The sequence below is a fragment of the Rhodocaloribacter sp. genome, from assembly GCF_056451265.1.
Window position 1 is genome coordinate 37,727 of sequence record NZ_JBWOPL010000048.1, and the last position, 22,865, is coordinate 60,591.

Genomic DNA, 22,865 nt, shown 5'->3' on the forward strand with positions numbered 1-22,865 from the left:
CAGCGCCCCGGCCGCGAGGGGTGGAAGTCTGAAACGGAAGAGGCCGGAAGCGATGAGCTTCGCGCGCTTCGCACGTGCAAACCTTCACCCTGAACCCGCACACACGTCCACGCCGGCATAGCTTTGCGTAGGAGAAAGGAAAAACCAACCAGACGATTGGAAGGAAGGAAGATGTCCAAAACAACCATCCGCGAAATTGAGTTCGCGCCCGGAAAAACCATCACAATCGAGACGGGACGTCTCGCCAAGCAAGCGAACGGCTCCGTCGTTGCGCGCCTCGGCGACACCATGGTGCTTGCCACCGCCGTCCTCGCCGACACGCCGCGGGAAGGCCAGAGCTTTTTCCCGCTCACGGTGGATTATCGTGAGAAATTTTCTGCCGGAGGCAAGATCCCCGGCGGCTTCATCAAGCGCGAGGGTCGTCCGACCGACAAGGAAGTGTTGACCTCACGCCTCGTAGACCGCGCCTTACGGCCTCTCTTCGCCGAGGGGCTTTTCAACGAGGTGCAGGTCATCATCTACGTGCTCTCGGCCGACAGCGAAAACGACGCCGATGTGCTGGCGGGCGTCGGCGCCTCGGCGGCGCTCATGCTGGCCAATGCGCCTTTCGACGGTCCCATCGCCGAGGTGCGGGTGGGCCGCATCAACGGTGAGCTCGTCATCAACCCCACCATTCAAGAACTCGAAGAAGCCGACATCAACCTCATCGTCGCCGGGAAGGAAGACGCCATCGTGATGGTGGAAGGCGAGATGAAGGAAGTCAGCGAAGAGGAGATGGTCGAGGCGCTCGACGTGGCGCACGAAGCCATCCGCAAGCTGTGCCGGGGCCAGATCGAACTGGTGGAAGAGCATGGCGCGGCCGAGCCGTTTGAGTTTGAGCCTCTCGTAGTCCCCGACGCCCTCGTCGAGAAGGTCCGGGGCATGATCCTCGAACGTATGGAAGCGCACGTCCGCGCATCGTACGAGAAGTCGTCCTTCTACGGCGGCATCGACGAGATCAAGAAGGACACCATCGAAGCCTTGCTGGGCAAAAACGACCCCGAGACGGGCGAGAAGCAGGCCGCCGAGACCGAAGAAGGCTGGACGGCTTCGCAGATCAAACAGGCCGTCGCGAAGGTCGAGAAAGAAGTGATGCGCGAGATGATCCTCAGCGAACAGCGCCGCATCGACGGACGCCGCTTCGACGAGATCCGCCCGATCTGGACGGAGGTGGGCTACCTGCCCCGCGTGCACGGCTCGGCCATCTTCACGCGCGGCGAGACGCAGGTGCTTGCCTCGGTGACGCTCGGCACGAAGAAAGACGTGCAGCCCGTCGATCAGATCTTCGACACGACCGACCGGCGCTTCTATCTCCATTACAACTTCCCGCCGTTCTGCACGGGTGAGGCAAAATTCCTCCGGGGCGCGTCCCGCCGTGAGATTGGGCACGGCATGTTGGCCGAGCGCGCCTTGCTGCCGGTGCTCCCGAACGAGGAAGACTTTCCGTACACCATTCGCATCAACGCCGACGTGCTCGAGTCCAACGGCTCTTCTTCGATGGCGAGTGTGTGCTCCGGTTCGATGGCCCTCATGGATGCGGGCGTCCCGTTGAAGAAACCCGTTGCGGGCATCGCGATGGGACTCATCAGCGACGGTCGGCGCACCGCCGTGCTCAGCGACATCCTCGGCACCGAGGATCACCTCGGCGACATGGACTTCAAGGTCACCGGCACGCGGGACGGCATCACGGCCTGTCAGATGGACATCAAGATCAGCGGCCTCTCGCGGGAGGTGCTCCTTCAGGCGCTCGAACAGGCGCGCGCCGGACGGGATTACATCCTCGACAAGATGGCCGAAACCATCGCCGAGCCGCGCCCGGATCTCTCGCCCTATGCCCCGCGCCTGACGCAGATCACCATCGACGCGAGCTTCATCGGCGCGATCATCGGCCCCGGCGGCAAGATCATCCAGGGCATCCAGCGCGACACGAACACGAGCATCGACATCTCCGAAGAGGACGGCGTCGGCATTGTGACCGTGGCCGCCACGAACGAAGAGGACGCACGCGCCGCCCTGGAAATCATCAAGGCCATCGTGACGGTCCCCGAGCCGGGCGAGGAGTACACGGGCACCGTGCGCAAGGTCGAGTCCTTCGGCGCGATCATCGAGATCCTGCCGGGCAAGGAAGGCCTGCTCCACGTCTCGGAGCTCGACTACGGCTACGTCGACCGCGTGGAGGATTACCTGCAAGTGGGCGACAAGGTGAAGGTCCAGCTCATCGAGGTGCGCGACGACGGCAAGTTGCGCTTTAGCCGCAAGCCGTTCCTCCCCAAGCCGGAAGGCTACGACGAGTCTCGCGAGAACCGCAGCCGCGAGCGCTCCCGTGACGGCGGTCGCGGCGGACGCAGCGGCGGACATCGCGGCGGACGGGACGGCGGTCGCGGCGGACGCGGCGGCGACCGTCGATAGCGGTTCGCTCGAACCCGTCGCGCGGGTCGGGGTAAAAGGGCCGTCAGGGACTAGCGCCCGGCCGATCCGTCCCCGTCCCCCGTATGAATCTTGAAAAAACCGGCGGGGGCGCGTTCGTCTCCGCCGGTTCTTTTTATCCTTACGTTCCGGTATGATGAATCAACACGCCACGGACGCACGTGAGCGCCTGAAAAAGACGACGCTCTCGAACGGCGTCCGCGTGGTCAGCGAATCGATCCCGTCGGTGCGCTCGGTGTCGGTCGGCATCTGGGTACACACCGGCAGCCGCGACGAGGCGCCGCCGGAGAGCGGCATCAGCCACTTCATCGAACACATGGTGTTCAAGGGCACCTCGCGTCGCCGGATGCATCAGATCGCCCGGCGGATGGAGTCGGTGGGCGGCTACCTCAACGCCTTCACCGGCAAAGAATACACGTGCTACTACGCCCGTGCCCTCGACGAACACCTCGCCCGTGCGGTGGACACCGTGTGCGACCTCGTCCTCGATCCGGTCATCCCTGAGAAGGAGGTGGAGAAGGAGAAAGATGTGGTCCTCGAAGAGATGAAGATGTATGAGGACAATCCCGAAGATCTCATCTTCGACCGGTTCGAGTCGGCGCTCTACGGGGACCATGCGATGGGGCGGCCCGTCATCGGCTATCCCGAGACGGTGGCGTCCTTCTCCCGTGCGCAACTCCTCGATTTCCTCGACACTCAGTACACCCCCGACCGGATGGTCCTGGCGGTGGCGGGCAACGTCGACCATGAGCGGCTCGTGCGGCTGGCCGAGAAAGCGTTTACCCGTTCGACGCGGCGGCCCGCTCTCCGGCGTCGGTCGCCGGTCAACGGCTATGCGCCCCGTCACCTCCTCGAACAGCGGCCCACGCAGCAGGCCCACCTCGTCGTCGGCGCGCGAGCCTACGACGTGCATCACCCGCGCCGCGTGGCCCTCTCGGTGCTCAACACCATCGTCGGCGGAGGCATGTCGAGCCGGCTCAACCAGAACATCCGGGAGAAGTACGGCTATTGCTATAATATCTACTCGTTCCTTAACCTCCACTCGGACACCGGCGACTTCGGCGTCTATATGGGCACGGACCCCTCGAAGGTCGATCGGGCGAAGAAGCTGATCTTCCGAGAACTCGACAAACTGACGCAAAAGCCGGTCAGCCGTCGCATGCTCTCGCAGGCGATCAGTCAGGTGAAGGGGTCGATCATGCTCGGGCTCGAAAGCATGGGCAGCCGGATGATGCGCCTCGGAAGGCAGGAACTCCACTTCGAGCGCTTCTTCACGCTCGACGAGATCCTCGGACAGGTGGAGGCCGTCACGCAGGAGGAGGTGCTCGATGTGGCGCGGGAGCTTTTCGTCCCGGAGCGCTTCTCGAGCGTCGTCTTGATGCCCCGGCTATGAAACGGTCGCCGATCACCGGGCGGACCATTCGTTTAAAAAGGAGGAAGATCGATTGAAGAAGAAGATTCTCGTGACCGGAGGGGCGGGGTTCATCGGCTCGCACGTGGCCGATGCGTTTCGCGCGGCGGGGCATGACGTCCATGTGATGGATGACTTTTCGAGCGGCCGGGAGGAAAACGTGCCGGAAGGCGCGAAAGTGCATCGGATGGACATCCGCTCGGACGAGGCGGCGGCCGTCATGGCGCGGGAGCGCTTCGATGTGCTCTGTCACCACGCCGCGCAAATGGACGTCCGGCGCTCCGTGGCCGACCCGGCCTTCGACGCGCAGGTGAATATCCTCGGCTTCCTCAACCTCATGGAAGCCGGTCGCGAAAACGGGCTCGCAAAAGTCCTCTTTTCCTCGACGGGAGGGGCCATCTATGGCGAGCCCGACTATACGCCGCAGGATGAACTTCACCCGCTGCGTCCGCTCTCGCCCTACGGCATCACGAAGCTGTGCACTGAGAAATACCTCTTTTATTATCACGAACAGTACGGCATCGACTACGTCGCGCTCCGGTATGCGAACGTGTACGGACCCCGGCAAAACCCGCACGGTGAGGCCGGCGTCGTGGCCATCTTCACCGAGCGGATGCTGCAGGGGCGGCAGCCCTTCATCAACGGCGACGGCCTGCAGACGCGCGACTACGTGTACGTCGGCGACGTCGTGCGAGCCAACCTGGCCGCGCTCGACTACGACGCCTCCGGCATCATTAACGTCGGGACGGGGATCGAAACGAACGTCGTCGAGCTTTTCCGGGCGATCCGCGGCCTGATCGACCCGGAGATTCCCGAGGAGCACGCGCCGGGCAAGCCGGGGGAACAGCGCCGCAGCGTGCTCGGCTACGACCTCGCGCAGCGCGTCCTCGGATGGTCGCCCACGGTCAGCCTGGAGGAAGGGCTCCGACGGACCGTCGCGTGGTTCCGCGCCCGCGCCGGCGCATAAGGCCTCCATCCACCCCCTTTGCTCGACCACGCCCCCGGCAGATGTATCGCGTCCACCTTCAACAGTTCGAGGGTCCGCTGGACCTGCTCTTGTTCTTCATCCGAAGGGATGAGCTGGACGTGTACGACATCCCCATCGCTCAGATCACCGATGAGTTTCTGGCGTACGTGCGCGTGCTCGAGCAGATCGACCTCGACGGCGTCGGCGATTTTTTGTACATGGCGGCGCTTCTGATCCATATCAAGGCGCGGATGCTCTTGCCCTCGCAGGAGGTGGATGAGGAAGGGGAGCCCATCGATCCGCGCCGGGAACTCGTCGAGCGCCTGTTGGAGTATGTCCGGTTCAAGGAGGCCTCACAGGCACTCACGACACGCTTCGAGGATCGCCTCGACCGCTTCACAAGGGGGCATGCCTCGTCCGAGCATCCCGACGAGGCTCCGGAGCCTGACGCACGGTTCGAGCACTCGGTCTTCGACCTGATCTCGGCGCTTCGCCGTGTGCTCACGGAGGCGTCGGAGGAGCCGGTGCACACCGTGGCGCCGGAGGAATATACGGTGGAGGAACAGTCCGAATACGTGCTCGGCCGTCTTCTGGTCGGGGCGCGGCAATCGTTCGTCGGGCTGGTGCGCGGACGGACGAAGCCGTTCATCATCGCGACGTTCCTCGCCGTGCTCGAACTGGCGCGTCAGGGGGAAGTGGCCCTCTACGTCGTCGCCTCGGAAGATTTTTACGTGGAACGCACCCTGCCGGAATCCTCTGGCGACGGCGTTCCGGGTCAGGACCTCGCCGTATGAACGGGAAGCATTGATGGAAACGAACGTCACCCCTGCAACGGAAGCCGAGAACGGGCCGGCGTCGCGCGCGCTCGAACGCGTCGCCGAGGCGCTCATCTTTGCCGCCGACGAGCCTGTGACGGCCCGCCGCATCGCCGACGTTTTCGGCGAGGTGAGCGGGGAGCCGCCGCCGTCGGAGGCGGAGGTGGAGGACGCCGTGGCGCGCCTCAACGAGGCGTATGAGGCCGCCGAGCGGGCGTTTCGCATCCACGCATGGGGGGGAGGCTTCCGCATGGCGACGGTCCCCTCGGTGGCGCCGTACGTGAAAGCGCTCTTCCACGAAGCCCGCAAGCGCAAGCTCTCGCGTTCGCTCATGGAGACGCTGGCCGTCATCGCCTATCGGCAGCCGGCCACCAAGCCCGAGGTCGACCATGTGCGCGGCGTCGATTCGGACTATGGGCTCCGCCGCCTTCTCGAACTCGGCCTCATCGATGTCATCGGGCGAAGCGACTCCGTCGGACGGCCGTTGCTCTACGGCACCACGAGACGTTTCCTCGAACAGTTCGGCCTCCACACCCTCGGTGATCTGCCGAACCTCCGCGAGGTTGAGGAGTTATTGAACGACCCCGCTTTTAACCGCGAACGGGCGCGCCTGCTCATGGAGAGGGGACTCACCTCGGGCGGCGCTCCCGGCGCGACGGCGGACACGCCGGCGGAAGCCTCGGACGATTGAGCCGGGGTTTCTTCATATATACCCATTCGACCGATTGCATCATGGCCCCCCACCGGAAAAGCCGGAGAAAGCACCCGCGCCGCACCTCCGGGCCGTCCTCCTCCGCGCCGGAGAAGGGCGCTGCGCCGCCGCCGCTGCCTCCCGAAGGAATGCGTCTGAACCGGTACATCTCGCAGGCGGGCGTATGCGCGCGCCGAAAAGCCGACGAACTCATCAAGGCGGGCCGCGTGAAGATCAACGGCGAGGTGATCACGGAAATGGGACGACGCGTCTCCGAAGGCGACGTGGTTGAGGTCGGCGGCGAGCGCATCACGCCGCAGCCGTATCTCTATGTGCTCATGAACAAGCCGAAGGACACGATCACGACGACCGACGACGAGCGGGATCGAACCACGGTGATGGATCTGCTCGACCTCCCGGAAGAGGAGAAGGCCGGACTCTTTCCCGTCGGTCGCCTCGACCGGAACACGACCGGGGCGCTCGTGCTCACGAACGACGGCGAACTCGCGCACCGGCTCATGCATCCGAGCTATGAAATCGTGAAGCGGTACCGGGTGCGGACGGAAGACCCGGTGAAGCCGGACGAACTGGACCGGCTCCGCGAAGGCATCCCCCTCGAAGACGGTGTCGCACGGGCCGATCAGGCCGTGTACGTCTCGGCGAACGAGCGCCGGGAGATCGGCATCGAGCTCCATGAAGGGCGCAACCGGCAGGTCCGCCGCATGCTCGAAGCGCTCGGGCACCGGGTCGTCAGCCTCGAACGGGTCCATTACGCGGGGTTGACCACCGCAGGCATCCGGCGGGGCAAATGGCGCCGGCTCGATACGAGAGAGATCCGCCGCCTCCGACGGCTGGTGAAACTCAAAGGGTAGCGCCGTCTCTCGCGGATGCGCTCCCCGTCCCCCCACAAAATAAACGAAACGCGCAAACCCGGACATTACGATGCAAACGCCGACCGAGTATCTGGAACCTGGGACCGTCACGGACAAGCTTCGGGGCGAGGGGCTCACGTACGACGACGTGTTGCTGGTGCCGGCGCGGTCCTCGATCATGCCGCGCGAGGTATCGACGCGGACCCTGTTGACGCGCCACATCCACCTGAACGCTCCACTCATTTCCGCCGCGATGGACACCGTCACGGAGGCGCGTATGGCGATCGCGATGGCGCGTGAGGGCGGCGTCGGGGTCTTGCACAAGAACATGACCATCGAGCAACAGGCGGCCGAGGTCAAGCGCGTCAAGCGCAGTGAGAGCGGCATGATCCTCGACCCGATCACCCTCACCTCCGAGGATACCGTACAGGACGCGCGGGCGCTCATGGCGCGGTATTCGATCGGCGGCATCCCCATCGTCGACGGCGAGCGGCGGCTCGTGGGCATCGTCACCAACCGCGATCTTCGTTTCCAGACCGACGGTCGGGCGCGGCTCCGCGACATCATGACGAAGGATCGCCTCGTGACGGCCCCGATCGGAACCACCCTCGAAGAGGCCGAGGCGCTGCTTCAGGAACACAAGATCGAGAAACTGCCCGTCGTGGATGAAGAGGGCCATCTCCGGGGATTGATCACGTTCAAGGACATCCAGAAAAAGAAACAGTTTCCCCTGGCGTGCAAAGACGAGCACGGGCGCTTGCGCGTGGGCGCAGCCGTCGGGGTCACTGCCGACGTCCTCGACCGCGTCGAGGCGCTCGTGGCGGCAGGCGTCGACTTCGTCGTCATCGATACGGCGCACGGCCACTCGGAAGGCGTCCTCCGGACCGTCGAGCGCGTGCGCAGCCATTTCCCCACGCTCGACATCATTGCGGGCAACGTGGCGACGGCGGAAGGGACGGAAGACCTGATCGCCGCCGGAGTGGACGCCGTGAAGGTTGGCATCGGTCCCGGCTCGATCTGCACGACGCGCGTGGTGGCGGGCGTCGGGGTGCCGCAGCTCACCGCCGTTATGGAGTGCGCCCGCGCCGCCCGCGCCCACGGCGTGCCCATCATCGCCGACGGCGGCATCAAACACACCGGCGACATCCCGAAGGCCCTCGCGGCCGGCGCAAGCAGCGTGATGATCGGCGGGCTCTTTGCGCGGGTGGAGGAGAGCCCGGGTGAGACGATCCTCTACGAAGGGCGAAAATACAAGAGCTATCGCGGCATGGGCTCGCTCGGCGCGATGCAGGCCGGGAGCAAGGATCGCTACTTCCAGGACGTGGAGGACGACATCAAAAAGCTGGTGCCGGAGGGCATCGAGGGGCGCGTGCCTTATGGCGGCACCCTCCACGAGGTCGTCTATCAAATGCTCGGCGGGCTCCGCGCGGCCATGGGCTACTGCGGATGCGGCTCCATCGACGACCTTTTTGTGAAAGCCCAGTTCGTCCGCGTCACACACTCGGGCGTCCGCGAGAGCCATCCCCACAATGTGCACATCACCAAGGAGTCGCCGAATTACAGTTCGAAGCCCTGGGATTGACGCTCATGCGTGGATCCATTCGCACAGCCGCTCGATGGCTTCGACCACGGGCGCGGCATACGTCTCGACGAACGATGCGTCGAGGGGATCTTCGAGGGCTGCGGCAGCTTCGAGCGCTTGCTCGCCATCAAAGTTGACGTATGCCAGGCGCGCGGTGAGCGTCTCCGGCGCGCACCCGAAAGAGACGCCGGGAAGCATGGCCACGTTGGTCTCTTCGAGGAGACGCTCGCAAAAATCGATGCTCGTCTCGATCCCCCGCGCGCGCAGCTTCTCGCGCAAGGGAGAGAAATCCGGGAAGAGGTAAAAGGCGCCCTGCGGGAGATCCACCGACACATCGGCTTCCCGAAGCCGCCCGGCGATGTGCCGGCCAATCGCTTTGAGGATGCGCCGGGAGTGACGGCGGTAGGCGTCGATCTCCGGCCCGCCTTCGAAGGCGCGTATGGCGGCGAACTGGATCGGCGCGCTCGTGGAGGTGTACGTCTCGCTCGCCGCCGCCGACATGGCGTCGAGGAGCCAGCGGAGTGAGCGGGGAAACGCAAACGTGCCGAGCCGCCACCCGCCCGCCCCGCACCATTTACTCAGTCCCGCACTGACGATGACGCCCTCGGGATAGAACCGGGCGATGGAAAGGTGTTCACCCTCGTGGTGAAGCTCCCCGTAGATTTCGTCGGAAAGGAGGATCATGCGGTATTTCCGGGCGACTTCGGCCAGCGCCCGGAGTTGGTCTTCCGTGAAGGTCTGACCGGTGGGGTTCGACGGATAGTTGAGGATGATCAGGCGCGGGTGGTCGGGGTCTTCTTCGCCGAGGCGTTCGAGTTGCTCCGGGGTGAGCCGCCAGCCGTCCTCGGCGCGCGTGGGCAGCCAGCGTACGTGACGCCCGGCGATCCTGGCCTGTGGGGCGTACGAGACCCAGCTCGGCGTGGGGATGACGAGGTTGCCGTAATAGACGAGCTGGAGCAGGAACATGAGCTCCTTCGAACCGGGGCCGATCAGGATGTCATCGGCCTTCCAGGGCAATCCGTCGGCGCGATGGTGGTAGGTCGCCACGGCTTCGCGCAGGGCGGGAAGACCTCGGACGGGAAGATAGTCCTTCTGAGGCGCGTGCTCGCGCAGGGCTTCCACCACGGGTTCCGGCACCGGGAACGGCGATTGTCCGAGACCGAGTTTGTACACATGGCGGCCCTGGCGGCGGAGGGCTTCGCTGTGTTCGTTGATGGCGAGCGTGGCCGAGAGCGGCAACCCCCGCACGTTCAGGTTCAGATGCACCGCCGGCCCGGGTTTCGAGGCGCTCATGGTCAGAAACGGATCAATAGCCGCGAGGACGCCGGGTCGAACGATCCGGCGTCCTCGCGTGGGTGTATAGGGTTCGTTGCATGGAAGAAGGGCCGAAGTTCAGGCTCCGACCGCGACCCGATCCCGTCAGAGCTTCAGCCCCAGCCTGGCGTAATAGAACCCGCCGTTCATGCCGAACTGCGTCACGCGGCGGCTGTAGGGGAACCGCCCGTTGCTGTAGTTCGCACACTGCACGTCGTTCGGTCCCGGCCCGGCCTGGTTGTTGCAATGCTTGTCCGGGAAGGTATTGAACACGTTGTTGGCGCCGACGGTCAACGTGGCGCCCGGCATGAAGTGGTACGACGCGCTCAGGTCGAAGAGCGTTTTCGCACCGAACGTCTCGTCGTTGGCGGGGTTCGTGGGCAGATACTTGATCTCGCCGTAGAAGTTCGCCCGCGCAACGAAGCTGAAACGACGCTCCGAATAGGCCACCGAGACGTTGCCCTTCTCGCGGGGGAGGGCCGTCTCCAGCCGGTTCCTTTCCTCCCGGTTGAAGATCGTCTCCCGTACGCCTTCAAGGTCGCCGCCCGCGAAGATGTTCGCCATCCGCTGCGGGATGTTCGTGTCCTGCACCTCCGTTTTCGTCAGGTTCGCCGAGCCGGTGAACGTGACCTTGCCCCGGCTCAGGTTCGTCGTGTAGGCGACGACGACGTCGAGCCCGCGCGTCTGGGTGTCCACCGCGTTGAGGAAAAACTGCGCCTGGCTGACACCGAGCTTCTCGAAGGGCGAGAGGATGTTCGCCACGATGGGGTTCGACGAAGTGAACCGGCTCGAAAGCACGATGCGGTCGTTGATGGTGATGTTGTAGAAGTCGGCGGTGACGGAGAGGTTCGGCGTCGGGCGGGCGGTGAAGCCGGCGCTGACGTTCACGGACGTCTCTTCCTTCAGCCTGGGCACGCCGAAGGCCTTTGTCACCGGGTCGAGGTTGTTCGCGCTCAGGACGCGGGCCGGCACGAGCTGGTTGTTCTCATCGAGGACGAACTGGATGCTGACGTTGTTGAACCAGATCTGATGGAGCGACGGCGCGCGAAAACCCGTCGAGACCGCGCCGCGAAGGGCGAACTTGTCGGTGATTTTATACCGGGCGGCCAGCTTGCCGTTGAGGGTTTCTCCGAAGTCGCTGAACGTCTCGAAACGACCGGCCAGGTCTACCAGGAGTTGCTTGGAAACGTCGGCTTCGAGGTCGGCATAGACGCTGAAGCTGTACCGGTAGCGATCCACCTCGTTCGAGGGCTGAAAGCCGGGGAAGACCTGCGAGCCCGGGTTTTTCGGCGCGCCCGTGGACGTCGTGTCGAAGTCGATGCCGGGACGGTCGCCGCCGTTGCCGAGGGAGTAGGACTCGAACTGTCCGGCGTCGATCCGGTAGTTCTCGAGTCGGAACTCCGAGCCGAGCGCCAGCGAAAGCGCGTCGAGAGCGCCGTTGGTGTCGATGCTCCGGAGCAGGTCGAGGTTGCCCGTCGTCTGGTTGAAGTTCAGCCTGCCCGCGTCGAACGAGGTGGGGCTGGACTCGCCGATGGAGGCGTTGATCGAGTTTTCAATGTTGAACTGGAAGAAGTTGCCCCCCGTCGTGACGCTCAGGTCGGCGAGCCAGTCGTGGATGTCTCCCTTGAGGCCGGCGGTGATCGAACGGTCGCCGATCTCGGTATGAATCTCCGGGAGGAAGCCGTTCGGGTAGACATTCAGGTTGACGCGCGCCTCCGAGTTCGGCAGCCGATAGAAGCCGGTCGCCTCGCCCTTCCGGTGAGAGATGCCGCCGAAGGCATAAAACTCGGCGTTGCCCTTGAGCGGAACGGCCATATTGAAGAACGCCGATCCCATGTTGGCATAGCCTTGCCCCGTCTTCATAGAGAAGTCGCGGCGGGTGAGCCCGCGTCGCCGGAGTTCGGCGTCGGTGGCTTCTCGACCCGAGATGCCGGGGAAGATGTCGCCGAGCCAGGGGTCGGAGCGGTCCGTGCGGTTGCGGTCGAGGAAGTAGCCGTTGACGTTGAAGAAGCCGTTCTCGCCGATCTTGAATCCGTAGTCCGCCGAGATCTGGAACTGCTCGCCGTCGCCTTCGCCGGTGACGCCGCCGCCTACGTCGACGAGGAGGTTGTCCGTTTGTTCTTTGAGCACGATGTTGATCGCGCCGGCGATGGCGTCGGAGCCGTACTGGGCGGAGGCGCCGTCGCGGAGCACCTCGATGCGCTCGATGGCCGAAGAGGGGATGGCGTTGAGGTCCACGCCCACGGTTCCGCGCCCGAACGTGCCGTTGACGTGAACGAGCGAGCTCGGATGGCGGCGCTTGCCGTTGACGAGCACGAGCACCTGGTCCGGTCCGAGGCCTCGGAGGCTGGCCGGGTTGATGTGGTCGGTGCCGTCGGAGATGGTCTGATGCGAGGCGTTGAACGAAGGCGCAATGACGCTGAGGGCCTGGTTCAACTCCGTGACGCCCTGCTGTTCGAGCGCCTCGGCGGGGATGACGTCCACCGGCACCGGCGTGTCGACGGCGGTGCGGTTCGTGCGCGAACCGAGCACGACGACGTCCTCACCGAAGGCGGCAATGCTCTCCTGAAGCACGAAGTCGACCGTCACCGTCTGACCGGCCGCCACGGTGACGTCCTTCGTCTCCGTCGAGAACCCGATGAAGCTGGCCCGTATGCGGTACGTGCCGGGGGCAAGCTCCAGACGATACCGCCCGTCTGCGTCGGTCGTTGAGCCGATGAGCGTGTTGACGATCCCCACGTTCGCGCCGGGGAGAGGCGCGGCGTCTCTCGTCATGACGACGCCGGTGACGACGCCCGTGGACTGGGCGTGTGCGCTGATGAAGGAACCCCCGGAAAGAATAACTGCGACGAGGGCGGGGACGAAGCTTTTGGTCAGGATTCGTATCGAATAGGAACGCATCGTATGACTCGGGAAGGTGAACGAAGGTGGGTCTGCCGGATCGATGGGGATGCTCCGTGCTTCCGGATCCGTACTCTTTTCGGAAAAGCAGGTGATTCCGTCATGCAGGTGAAGAGCATGTTTTTTCCAAAAAAAAGCCTTCCTCACATTAATGCAAGTGCCGGGGATTATTCGTTGTGCAAAAAAGGACAAGGTAGAAAATAATATTATTACCCGATAAAGGAAAAATATAACAAGTCAACATTAATAAAAATAACAAAATAGATGTGTTAAAAAATTAGTTCATTCGTGCGGGGGGCGACCTCCCGTTATTTTTTTAAAGAGTGCAGATACCTTTCGAAAAAAATTCTCCCCGACTCCGATCGAGGATTCGGTCCGGGAGCGCAGCCCTGAATCACAAGCGCGGCCCTGGATGACAATCGCTGCACTGCACTTGTCGAAGTGACCCCCGGTATCCGCCTGTCATGCATTCACCCGTCTGAAAACCCGGGATGAGTTTTCGGCTGTCGATCATCCTCGCTCATCGCTTGAGTACCGGTAGAGGTGGGCCAGACGTTCCGGGTCGGAGCCGCGCATGAAATGGAGCCAGAGGTAGAGGTTGCGCATCTGTTGGCGGAGCGGGCCGTTGCGCTCGAAGCGACGCGCGGCCGTGACCACGTAGCCGGGTAGAAATCGGAAGCCGCCCCGCCGGTGAAGCCGCCGGACCAGTTCGAGATCCTCAAAGATCGGGATCGGGGCAAAGCCGCCGAGGGTTTCAAAGACGCTCCGGCGGACGAAGAGTCCGCGATCTCCGAAGCACAGACTCGGACGCTGGAAACGGGTGCAAAAACTGTAGAACCGGAGCAACGGCGTCCACTTGTCGAACGCGAGACGGAACGCTCCGGCTTCGACGGAGGGGTCGGCGAGGGCGCTTCGGATGGCGTCGAGGGTGTCGGGAGGCGGGATGGTGTCGGCGTGGAGGAAGAAGAGCGCGTCCCCCGTGGCTGCCGCCGCTCCCGTATTCATCTGAGCGGCTCGGCCCGGCTCGGAGCAGAGCACGCGCGCGGTCCGCGCCGCCCTCGCCACCGTCTCGTCCACCGAGCCTCCGTCGACCACGAGGACCTCTTTCGGTCCCGAAAGCGCCGTGACGGCCGCAAGCGTTCCCTCGATCCGTGAAGCCTCGTTCAGGGCGGGGATGACGACGGAGACTTTCACTCGGAACGACGGCTAAGATGGAAGGAGCGCAGAAGGGTCCGGCGGGGAAGCCTTACCAGAACATCAACTTCATGCAGAAGACGGAACCGCCCGCCTTCAGAAATTCGGAGGTCTCGACTTCGAGGGGCGTGAAGCCCGCTTCGGAGAGCATGCGACAGGTATGTGCGTTGCCGCGCTGAATGATTACGCGCCGACCGTCCGGGCTGTGCGCGTTGCACGCGAGCCTTCGCCTCGCCTCGTCCTCAGGCGCTTCGAGGAGCCTCGGGAAGAAGTGCGCGAGCAGCCGGAGCCCGTCCGCGTCGAAAGCGCCCGGATAGATCAGCGCCGTCGTTTCGTCGAGGACGCACAGGCACGTGTCGAGGTGATAAAAGTCGGGGTCTTCGAGGCGGAGCGCGAGGACGGGGACGCCGAGCCGGGCGGTGAGGGCCTCGTAGGCTTGAGGGTCCGTCCGGAAGCCGTATCCACCCCAGAGCAGGGCCCGACCGGGATGCCAGAGCGCGTCGCCCATGCCCTCGAACGCGCGGACGTGCCCGGGGAGCGGCTGTGTGTCATAGCCGAGGTCGTGGAAAAACGTCGCAAAATGAGCAACCTCGTCCCGGCGCTGTGGGGCGTGCATACGGCTAAGCACCACGCCGCGGCGTCCGTCTGCGTCGCGGTAGGGCAGGGTCTGATTGGCGCAAAAGACCATGTCCGGCAGCCCCGGGCGCCCTTCCAGCACCTGCACGTCGAAGCCGAGCGCGAGATACGTCTCGCGGAGCGCCGTCCATTGGCGACGCGCTTCGTCCGGGTCCACCGCGCCGACGTGGCCCTCCATGTGGGGGTTGATGACGTACGCTACCTCGAAATGCTCCGGCGTGGTCATGAGCACGCGCTTCGGAGGCGGAAGCTTCGGACATTCGCCGAGGGTGAAGTCGAGAGCGGAGACGCGAGAATAGACCATCCGCGAACGGATCGAAGGAGAGGGACGAGACGCTTAACGGAAAGATAGCCGGGCGGGTGAGCTTCCGCAAACGGGTTCGCCCGAGCGCGAGCGAAGAAAAAAGGCCTCCCGCTTGCGTCCGCGAGAGGCCTCGTTCCAAAGGTCAACCCATCTCAGGTTTTCCTGTTCTTTAGCTTTTCGATCATCTCCCGATCCACGTCGGCCGTGATGCGGACGAGGCCGTCCTCGGTGTGGATCTCCACGGCGTCGAGTGCGCGGAGGGCTTCGTCGTCCACCTCGGGCGCGGCTTTGACGGCGGAGAGCAGCCCCCGGGTGAGCGAAGCGAGGTCGTCCGCCGAGACGTTTTCCTTCGGGACGAGCGTGAAGGTGCTCGTCAGGCCGTCATCGGTCAGGGTCACGGAGAGGGAAACGTCCCGGATGGTCTGCGCGACCTGCGCCATCTCATGGCCGAACCGCTCCCCCTGTTTGGACCATGCTTCGCGGCCCACGTCGCACGCCACGAACCACGCATCGCCGGTGGCGGACTGCCGGATGAGCCGCATCGTCTCGGCGTTGTCCTTCAACGCGGAGCGTTTCCCCGAGAGCCGGTCGAGCATGGCGTGCACCCGGGTCTCGCGGGAGGAAGCGACGATCATGTCGTCGTTGGCGAGGGCGAAGTACACGTGACGGTCCACGTCCCCGGCGCGATAGATCGTAACGCCCTCGTACGACGTGCGGTCGATCTCCTCGGGGAGGCGCTCGCTCACAAACGCTTCGAGGCGGTCGCGATCATAGTCGGCGTACACGACGAGGTCGAAACGGTCGCTTTCGCCGGGGTCGGCGGCGACGTATATCTCGTGGAGGTCGTTTGCGGGGTCGAAGCCGGTGGTCTCGATGAACTCACGGATGCGGGCGGCCACTTCGCCGTTCATCTCGTCGAAGGCCAGGGCTTGATCTCCGAGGACCTCGGCGCGGAGATTCCGGACGTTGACCATGCCCACGAAGCGCGCATCCGCCGGAAGCACTTCGACGGCGTTTTTCGTCTGCAGGGAAAGCGCCTCGGGGGCGCTCATGTCAGTCTCACAACCCGTCAGCGCGATCGCGAGGATCAGGACCGGGAAGAGGGGGAAAAGAGCGCTCTTTTGCATGCGTGGACACGGGATCGTGACGAGGGACGGCGAACAGGCTCAGAAGTCCCGATGGTTGAACCACAGGGCGGCGCCGAGATACACGACTGCGCCGAAGAGCATCGAGGACCAGAGCGGATGCCACGAGGCTACGGGCTCGGAACCGGCTAGTTTCGCCACGATCCCCGTGACCTCGATGAAGTTCGGCAGGAGGTGATAGCTCGCCTCATAGACCTGCCGCCACGGCGGATTGATCTGCGTGAGAAGCGTGTCGCGGGCGGTGAAGATCGCCGAGACGAAGATCAGCCCGTATGCGGTGATGAGCGAAAGCGCGGTGCTCTGGGTGACCACGCCGAGCAGGACCATCACGCCGTACATGACGCCGAACATCACGACGATGATCGGGATGGCCCGGAGGAAGCTCACGTTCCACACACCGGATTTGAGCGACATCACGAGCCACACCGCGCCGATGAGGTACGTGGCGAGCACGGCGGCCGTCAGCCAGACGCCGAGGAGGTGTCCGGTGAAGATGCGCGTGCGGCTGATGGGCTTCGAAAGCAGGAGGTCGATGCGCCCGCGTTCGAGCAGCCCGGCGATGAGCGGGGCCGTGGCGAAAAGGCCCAGGAGCGTGCCGAGGAGGTACGCCGCCCCGCCCACGAAGGTCTGAACCCCGATGACGAAGCCCTCGAGGGTGACGATCGAGCGGACGACCTCGCCGGTGGCCGGATCGCGCGCCGCTTCGGTGGGGGTGGCCTCTTTACCGAAGATGCGGATGCCGGCGAGCGTGCCCTCCACCACGTCGAGATTGAGCGCGAACATGAGCATGAGCCACGCCAGGGTGCTTACGAGAAAGAGACCGAGGGTGATTTTCTTGGCCCACAGTTCCCGAAACGTCAGGAGAAGAATGCCGGTCGTTTGCATACGCGGAAGCGGAAAGAGGAGGGCGGAGCGAAGGCCTCAGCCGTCGGACTCGATGACGTCGATGAAGTACTCTTCGAGCGAGCGACGGACCGGGGTGATGGCTTCGATCTCGACGCCCGCCCCGCGAAGGGCATCGATGATCTCATTGAGATGCGCCCGGTCGTGCGCGGAGAGCCGGTAGCGGTGCAGCGAACCGTCGGCGGTGTCATCGGTGCGGCTGAGGAGCCCGCCAAGGGCCCGGATCACCGCGTCGGGGACGGGGCCGGCCGTGAGTTCATACACCCGTTCGACCGCCGTCAACTCGGCCACCGTGCCTTCCCGCACGAGATGCCCTTTGTTCAAGATGGCGACCCTCGTGCAAACCTGTTCGACCTCGGAAAGAAGGTGGGAGTTCAGAAAGATCGTCGTGCCCGCGTCGCGAAGCCGCACGATGAGGTCGCGGATCTCGCGTCGACCGATAGGGTCCACGCCGTCGGTCGGCTCGTCGAGCACGAGGAGGTCGGGGGCGTTCAGGAGGGCCTGTGCGAGGCCGAGACGCTGCATCATCCCCTTTGAGAATTTCCGGATCTTCGTGTACCGCCACGGGGTCATGCGGACGAGGTCGAGGAGTTCGGGGATCCGTTGTTTGCGAAGCGCAGCCGGAACGTTGGCGAGCCGGGCATAAAGTTCGAGGGCTTCGTCGGCGGTGAGGAAGTCGGGGAAGCGATGGCTCTCGGGCAGGAAACCGACGCGGGCGCGCGCCTTCGGGGTACGCACCGAGACGCCGAAGAGCGTGGCAGCCCCCGCCGTGGGCCGCGCGATGCCGAGAAGCATCTTGACGAGCGTCGTCTTCCCGGCGCCGTTGGGGCCGAGGAGGCCGAAAATCTCTCCCGCGTGAACTTCGAGGGTGCAATCGACGAGCGCTCGCACGCGCTTTCGCCCGAAGGGGCTCGCATACGTCTTCGTCAGGCCTTGTGCGTGGATCGCCGGGGTCTCGGGCATGGTCAGGTCGGGAGCAGATGGTGGGGCCGGGGCTACGTCGGCCTTCGGCGCGCGGTTGCGTTCGGGCGGGAACGAGCGTCAATCCACCGGCGGCTCCGGCTCCGGCGCATCCGGGAGGGTCGGGGTGCGCGGCGGGAGCACGTTCTCCGTGCGCATGTACACCGTCCGGCGCGGGAAAGGGATCTCGATGCCCGCTTCGTCAAAGGCGCGTTTGAGGGCGAGGCGGAGGTCGCGTTCGGCCTGCCACTGTTCTCCCGGCGTCACGCGCGCGACGACGCGGAGGTTCACCGACGAGTCGCCGAAGCTCGTGATGGCCTGCACGGTGGGACGGTCGTCGCGCAGGATCGCCCGGCGTTCGGCGGCCCACGTCTCGGCCACCCGTTCGACCATCGGGAGGATGGCGTCCAGATCCTGTTCGTACGCCACCCCCACGTCCACGATCACGCGGGCATAGTCGATGCTCCGGTTGCCGAAGATGCGCAGTTCCCCGGCGGGCACCATGAGGAGTTCGCCGTCGAACTTTCGCACTTTGATCATCCGCACGCCGATGTGCTCGACCGTTCCGGCTTCCTCGCCGATCTTCACGTAATCGCCCACGTGGATCGTGTCGTCGAAGAGGAGGAAGATGCCGCCGATCACGTCTTTGACGAGCGTCTGCGCGCCGAAGCCGATGGCGAGCCCCGCGATCCCTGCCGTGGCGATGAGCGCGCCTACGTCCACGTTGAGTTCGCTCAGGATCATGATGGCGGCGATGGGCCAGAGCACGTATCGAGCCGACGAGTTGATCAGGTTGCCGATGGTGAAGGCCCGTTGCCGGCGCGGGTGTATGACCGGCAGGCGCTCGAAACGCCCCATCCATCCCGCCGTCATTCGCTCGATGAGGCGGATGGTGAACCACGTCAGAAAGAGGATCAGGAGAATGCTCAGCCCGCGCGCGAGGACGTCGAGCCAGAGTCCGGAATCAAAAAGGCCGGCCTCCATCTCGCGGAGGAGGGTCGGAACGCGAGCCTCCCCGACGAGCGAGGTGAGGGCCGGCTCGGCGTCACCGGACGTTCCGCCGGTGGTGTCGGGCATGACCTGCACTTCCTGCAGCAACCGTTGCCCGGCCCCAAGAACCTGCGTCATAGGGGCAGAAAAGTTCATGTGGATCACCTCGTGTCGGGTCAGACGTCGGTGAGAGCGGCAATGCCGGGAAGGGTTTTTCCTTCGAGGAACTCGAGCATTGCGCCGCCGCCCGTCGATACGTGGCTGACGGCTTTTTCATAGCCCGACTGGTTGATGGCCGCCACCGAGTCGCCGCCGCCGACGATGGTGAGCGCGCCATGCTTCGTCGCTTCGGCGAGGGCTTCGGCGACGGCGAACGTGCCGCGCGCATAGTTCGGCATCTCGAAGACGCCCATCGGCCCGTTCCACACGATGGTCCTGGATTTGAGGAGGATGCTCCGGTACGTCTCCACGGTGGCCGGTCCGATGTCGAGCCCCATCTCTCCGTCGGGGATGTCGCCGGTGACGACGTGGTGGGGGGCGTCGTTGTCGAAGGCCGTCGCCGCCACGTGATCGAACGGGAGCTTGATCTTGCCGCCGGCCTTCTCGAAGAGCGCGCGGGCTACGTCGAGCTTGTCTTCCTCCACGCGGGAAGCGCCCACGTGGCGCCCGAGCGCCTTGAGAAACGTATAACTCATGGCTCCGCCGACAAGGAGATGCGCGACGCGGTCGAGCAGGTTCTCGATGACTCCGATCTTGTCGGACACCTTCGCGCCCCCGAGCACGGCCGTAAAGGGTGGGTCGGGGCTCTCGAGCACGCGGCTGAGGTATTCGACCTCGCGCTGAAGGAGGTAGCCCATCGCCGCCTGCCGGACGAAGTGGGTGATGCCCTCCGTGGAAGCATGTGCGCGATGGGCCGTGCCGAAGGCGTCGTTCACGTACACGTCGCCGAGTGATGCGAGCGCCCGGGCGAAGTCGGGGTCATTGGCCTTCTCGCCGGGGTTGAAACGGGTGTTTTCGAGCAACACGACGCCGCCTTCGGGCAGGCGCGCCACCGCCGCGCGCGCGCGCTCGCCCACGGTCTCCGGAACGAAGACGACCGGCCGGCCGAGGAGGCGTTCGAGGTGCTTCGCCACCGGCGCGAGGCTGAGCCTGGGGTCGGGCTTGCCCTTCGGACGGCCGAGATGGCTCATCAGGATCGCTTTCCCGCCCCGCTCGAGGACGGCCCGGATGGTCGGAAGCGCGGCGCGGATGCGGGTGTCGTCGGCCACCTCGCGGGTACCGTCTTCGTTCTCTTTGAGCGGGACGTTGAAGTCGACGCGGATAAGCACGCGCTTGCCGCGAAGGTCGAGGTCGTCGAGGGTCAGTTTGGCCATTGTGAATCGAGGGGTTGAGAAGGGTGGGGGAGGCCGGCATCCCGGACGGAGCCCACCCGGTTCCTTGATACGACGGGGTCGTTCGTGCGGTGCGCGGTGGCCTCTTTCGCGAAGCGCGCCCGCCGGAGTCCGGTGAAAGAGTACGAAAAAGGGAGAGCGATGTCCTGCGTCGCCCTCCCTTTTGGTCAAAGATGCAACCGGTCAGGCCGTCTCGGCCACCGTCATGAGTTTCTCCACCACGTCAACGGTGCGGTTGGAGTAGCCCCACTCGTTGTCATACCAGCCGACGACTTTCACCATCGTGCCGGCGGCCATCGTCGAGAGGGCGTCGAAGATGCACGAATGGGGGTTGTGGATGATGTCGGTCGAGACGATCGGGTCTTCGGTGTACTGGAGGATGCCCCGGAGCCCTTCGCCGGAAGCCGCCCGGAAGGCCGCGTTGACCTCCTCTGCGGTCACCTCGCGAGTGAGGATCGCCGTCAGATCGGTGATCGAGCCGTCGGGCACGGGCACGCGGAGCGCGAAGCCGTCGAGCTTGCCGTTGAGGTGGGGGAGCACCTTGCCGACGGCGATGGCGGCGCCGGTGGTGGTCGGGATGATGGAGACGGCGGCGGCGCGGGCGCGGCGGAGGTCCTTGTGCGGGGCATCCTGCAGACGCTGATCCGACGTGTAGGCGTGCACCGTCGTCATGAACCCACGTTCGAGGCCGAAGGCGTCGTCGAGCACCTTCACCATGGGCGCGAGGCAGTTCGTGGTGCAGCTCGCGTTCGAGATCACCTCTTCGGAGCCGGTGAGGATGTGGTCGTTGACGCCGAGCACGACGGTGGCGTCGACCTCGCCGCGGGCCGGTGCGGAGATGACGACTTTCTTTGCGCCGCCGGCCAGGTGTTGGGCCGCCGCCTCGCGTGTGCGGAAGAAGCCGGTCGATTCGATGACCACGTCCACGCCCAGCTCCCCCCAGGGAAGGTTCTTCGGGTCGCGCTCACTCAGCACCCGGAAGCGGTCGCCGTCCACGACGAGTTCGTCGCCCTCGATGGACACTTCACCGGGGTAGACGCCGTGAACGGAATCGTACTTGAACAGGTGCGCCAGCGTCCTGGCGTCCGTGATGTCGTTGACGGCTACGATGTCGAAATCCTTCGAACCACGTTCGAGGATGGCGCGGAAGACGAGACGTCCAATACGTCCAAAGCCGTTGATGCCGAGTTTGATCGCCATGTCGGGTTCTCCAAGTCTTAAAAGGTGATCGGGGGGAATGCTCGGTAGGGGATTCAAGCGCTCCCGAAGGAATGCAGGCGCAGGGATAAGATAATCGAATTTCGATACCCACGCTCGCGATGACGCGTTCCGGGAAAGTTATGAAAGTATTTGAAAAATCGTATTTCGGATGAATGAAGACTCCGGGGGAAACGAACCATCGATGGCGCGTAAAAGCGGGGCCTTCGTTTCGATAAACGAAATTTTGCGCAAGTGCGCCGCACGGGAGTCGCGCTCATTGCGGAGCCACGGGAAAAGCGATATTTTGCTTTTCTGTCCAAAAATGCACACTCCCGTGAGGGATCCTGCCGAACCTAATCCGCTTTTCGTTCCATGTCTACTCTGAATCCCACCAAGAAGATTTCCCGGCGTCAGGAGCTTCGCAAGGATACCGTCGTCACGTTTTACGCCCGCGTCTGGCAGTTCTTCGACCAGAACCGGAAGCTGGTCTACGGCATTCTCGCCGGAATTGCGGTGGTGATCGTAGCGCTCATCGGCTATGCTTTTTATCAGAATGCCCGGCAGTCGGAGGCCCTCGAGAAGATGGCCGGCGCCGTGCAGGCCTATGAGCAGGGGAATTATCGCGAAGCCCTCGACGGCACGGCGGATTTCGTCGGGCTGCTCGCCATCATTGACGATTACGGCAGCACCGACGCCGGCAATCTGGCCCGGTTCTATGCGGCGGACGCCCTTTTTCGCCTCGGTGAATACGACGAAGCGCTCAAGTATTTCAAGGAATTTGACAAGCCGGACAACATCCTCGGGGCGAGCGCCGTGGCGGGCGAGGCGGCCATTTACGAACATAAGGGGGAACACAAACGCGCCGGCGACCTCTATCGCCGCGCCGCCGAGATGGTCGACACGGACCTGATCTCTGCGCAGTACTTGCTCGACGCCGCCCGCGCATACGAGGAGGCCGGCGACTACCGCAGGGCCCGCGAGGCATACGAGGAGATCAAAGACCGCTATCCCGACGCGCCCGCCGCGCAGAAGATCGACCTGTATCTGGCCCGCCTCGAGGCGCTCGAAAAGGCCGCCTCCGAGTAGTCGTTCCCCGCGCTCCCGAAAGCCTTTCCCATCATCG

The 22,865-nt window shown here is 64.4% G+C and carries 18 protein-coding genes; 8 read left to right on the top strand and 10 right to left on the bottom strand.

The window, feature by feature from the left end:
* Window positions 1–171: 171 nt before the first annotated feature.
* The 7 genes from pnp (at window position 172) to guaB (ending at window position 8,804) form a co-directional block, all read left to right on the top strand.
* Window positions 172–2,448, top strand: coding sequence for a polyribonucleotide nucleotidyltransferase (pnp, locus tag AC1HIY_RS08110; protein WP_479576219.1), 2,277 nt, complete (start codon window positions 172–174; stop codon window positions 2,446–2,448).
* A gap of 151 nt (window positions 2,449–2,599) precedes the next feature.
* The gene (locus AC1HIY_RS08115; protein WP_479576220.1) at window positions 2,600–3,859 is read left to right on the top strand and encodes a M16 family metallopeptidase; all 1,260 of its coding nucleotides are present in this window, start codon (window positions 2,600–2,602) and stop codon (window positions 3,857–3,859) included.
* Between the two features lie 52 nt (window positions 3,860–3,911).
* Window positions 3,912–4,844 carry an NAD-dependent epimerase/dehydratase family protein gene (locus AC1HIY_RS08120; protein WP_479576221.1) on the top strand — a complete coding sequence of 311 codons (933 nt, stop codon included), beginning with the start codon at window positions 3,912–3,914 and terminating at the stop codon, window positions 4,842–4,844.
* 41 nt (window positions 4,845–4,885) lie between these two features.
* A complete protein-coding gene (locus AC1HIY_RS08125; protein ID WP_479576222.1) occupies window positions 4,886–5,638 on the top strand; it encodes a segregation and condensation protein A in 753 nt (250 codons plus the stop codon).
* A gap of 13 nt (window positions 5,639–5,651) precedes the next feature.
* On the top strand, window positions 5,652–6,350 hold the full coding sequence (scpB, locus tag AC1HIY_RS08130; protein ID WP_479576223.1) for an SMC-Scp complex subunit ScpB: 699 nt from the start codon (window positions 5,652–5,654) through the stop codon (window positions 6,348–6,350).
* 41 nt (window positions 6,351–6,391) lie between these two features.
* Window positions 6,392–7,222, top strand: a complete 831-nt coding sequence (locus tag AC1HIY_RS08135) for a pseudouridine synthase (protein ID WP_479576224.1) — start codon at window positions 6,392–6,394, stop codon at window positions 7,220–7,222.
* Between the two features lie 70 nt (window positions 7,223–7,292).
* Window positions 7,293–8,804 (top strand): IMP dehydrogenase, encoded by a 1,512-nt coding sequence (gene guaB, locus AC1HIY_RS08140; protein WP_479576225.1) that lies wholly within the window; start codon window positions 7,293–7,295, stop codon window positions 8,802–8,804.
* A 3-nt stretch (window positions 8,805–8,807) separates the two neighbouring features.
* Here guaB and AC1HIY_RS08145 read toward each other — a convergent pair whose 3' ends face one another.
* The 10 genes from AC1HIY_RS08145 to gap all read right to left on the bottom strand — a co-directional run bounded on the left by AC1HIY_RS08145 (window position 8,808) and on the right by gap (window position 21,742).
* Window positions 8,808–10,097, bottom strand: a complete 1,290-nt coding sequence (locus AC1HIY_RS08145) for a pyridoxal phosphate-dependent aminotransferase (protein ID WP_479576226.1) — start codon at window positions 10,095–10,097, stop codon at window positions 8,808–8,810.
* A gap of 126 nt (window positions 10,098–10,223) precedes the next feature.
* Window positions 10,224–13,019, bottom strand: coding sequence for a TonB-dependent receptor (locus AC1HIY_RS08150; RefSeq protein WP_479576227.1), 2,796 nt, complete (start codon window positions 13,017–13,019; stop codon window positions 10,224–10,226).
* Between the two features lie 510 nt (window positions 13,020–13,529).
* On the bottom strand, window positions 13,530–14,213 hold the full coding sequence (locus AC1HIY_RS08155) for a TIGR04283 family arsenosugar biosynthesis glycosyltransferase (protein ID WP_479576228.1): 684 nt from the start codon (window positions 14,211–14,213) through the stop codon (window positions 13,530–13,532).
* Between the two features lie 52 nt (window positions 14,214–14,265).
* The gene (locus AC1HIY_RS08160) at window positions 14,266–15,153 is read right to left on the bottom strand and encodes a dimethylarginine dimethylaminohydrolase family protein (protein ID WP_479576229.1); all 888 of its coding nucleotides are present in this window, start codon (window positions 15,151–15,153) and stop codon (window positions 14,266–14,268) included.
* Window positions 15,154–15,305: 152 nt separating this feature from the next.
* Window positions 15,306–16,280, bottom strand: coding sequence for a hypothetical protein (locus AC1HIY_RS08165; RefSeq protein ID WP_479576230.1), 975 nt, complete (start codon window positions 16,278–16,280; stop codon window positions 15,306–15,308).
* Between the two features lie 39 nt (window positions 16,281–16,319).
* A complete protein-coding gene (locus AC1HIY_RS08170) occupies window positions 16,320–17,183 on the bottom strand; it encodes an ABC transporter permease (protein ID WP_479576231.1) in 864 nt (287 codons plus the stop codon).
* 36 nt (window positions 17,184–17,219) lie between these two features.
* Entirely contained in the window at window positions 17,220–18,164 is a 945-nt protein-coding gene (locus AC1HIY_RS08175) for an ABC transporter ATP-binding protein (RefSeq protein ID WP_479576232.1), read from the bottom strand.
* Window positions 18,165–18,242: 78 nt separating this feature from the next.
* Window positions 18,243–19,289, bottom strand: a complete 1,047-nt coding sequence (locus tag AC1HIY_RS08180; RefSeq protein ID WP_479576233.1) for a mechanosensitive ion channel family protein — start codon at window positions 19,287–19,289, stop codon at window positions 18,243–18,245.
* A 38-nt stretch (window positions 19,290–19,327) separates the two neighbouring features.
* The gene (locus AC1HIY_RS08185) at window positions 19,328–20,524 is read right to left on the bottom strand and encodes a phosphoglycerate kinase (RefSeq protein ID WP_479576234.1); all 1,197 of its coding nucleotides are present in this window, start codon (window positions 20,522–20,524) and stop codon (window positions 19,328–19,330) included.
* 201 nt (window positions 20,525–20,725) lie between these two features.
* The gene (gap, locus tag AC1HIY_RS08190) at window positions 20,726–21,742 is read right to left on the bottom strand and encodes a type I glyceraldehyde-3-phosphate dehydrogenase (RefSeq protein ID WP_479576235.1); all 1,017 of its coding nucleotides are present in this window, start codon (window positions 21,740–21,742) and stop codon (window positions 20,726–20,728) included.
* 372 nt (window positions 21,743–22,114) lie between these two features.
* On the opposite strand from gap, the gene AC1HIY_RS08195 reads away from it, so the two are divergent.
* Entirely contained in the window at window positions 22,115–22,828 is a 714-nt protein-coding gene (locus AC1HIY_RS08195; protein ID WP_479576236.1) for a tetratricopeptide repeat protein, read from the top strand.
* The last annotated feature ends 37 nt before the right edge of the window (window positions 22,829–22,865 follow it).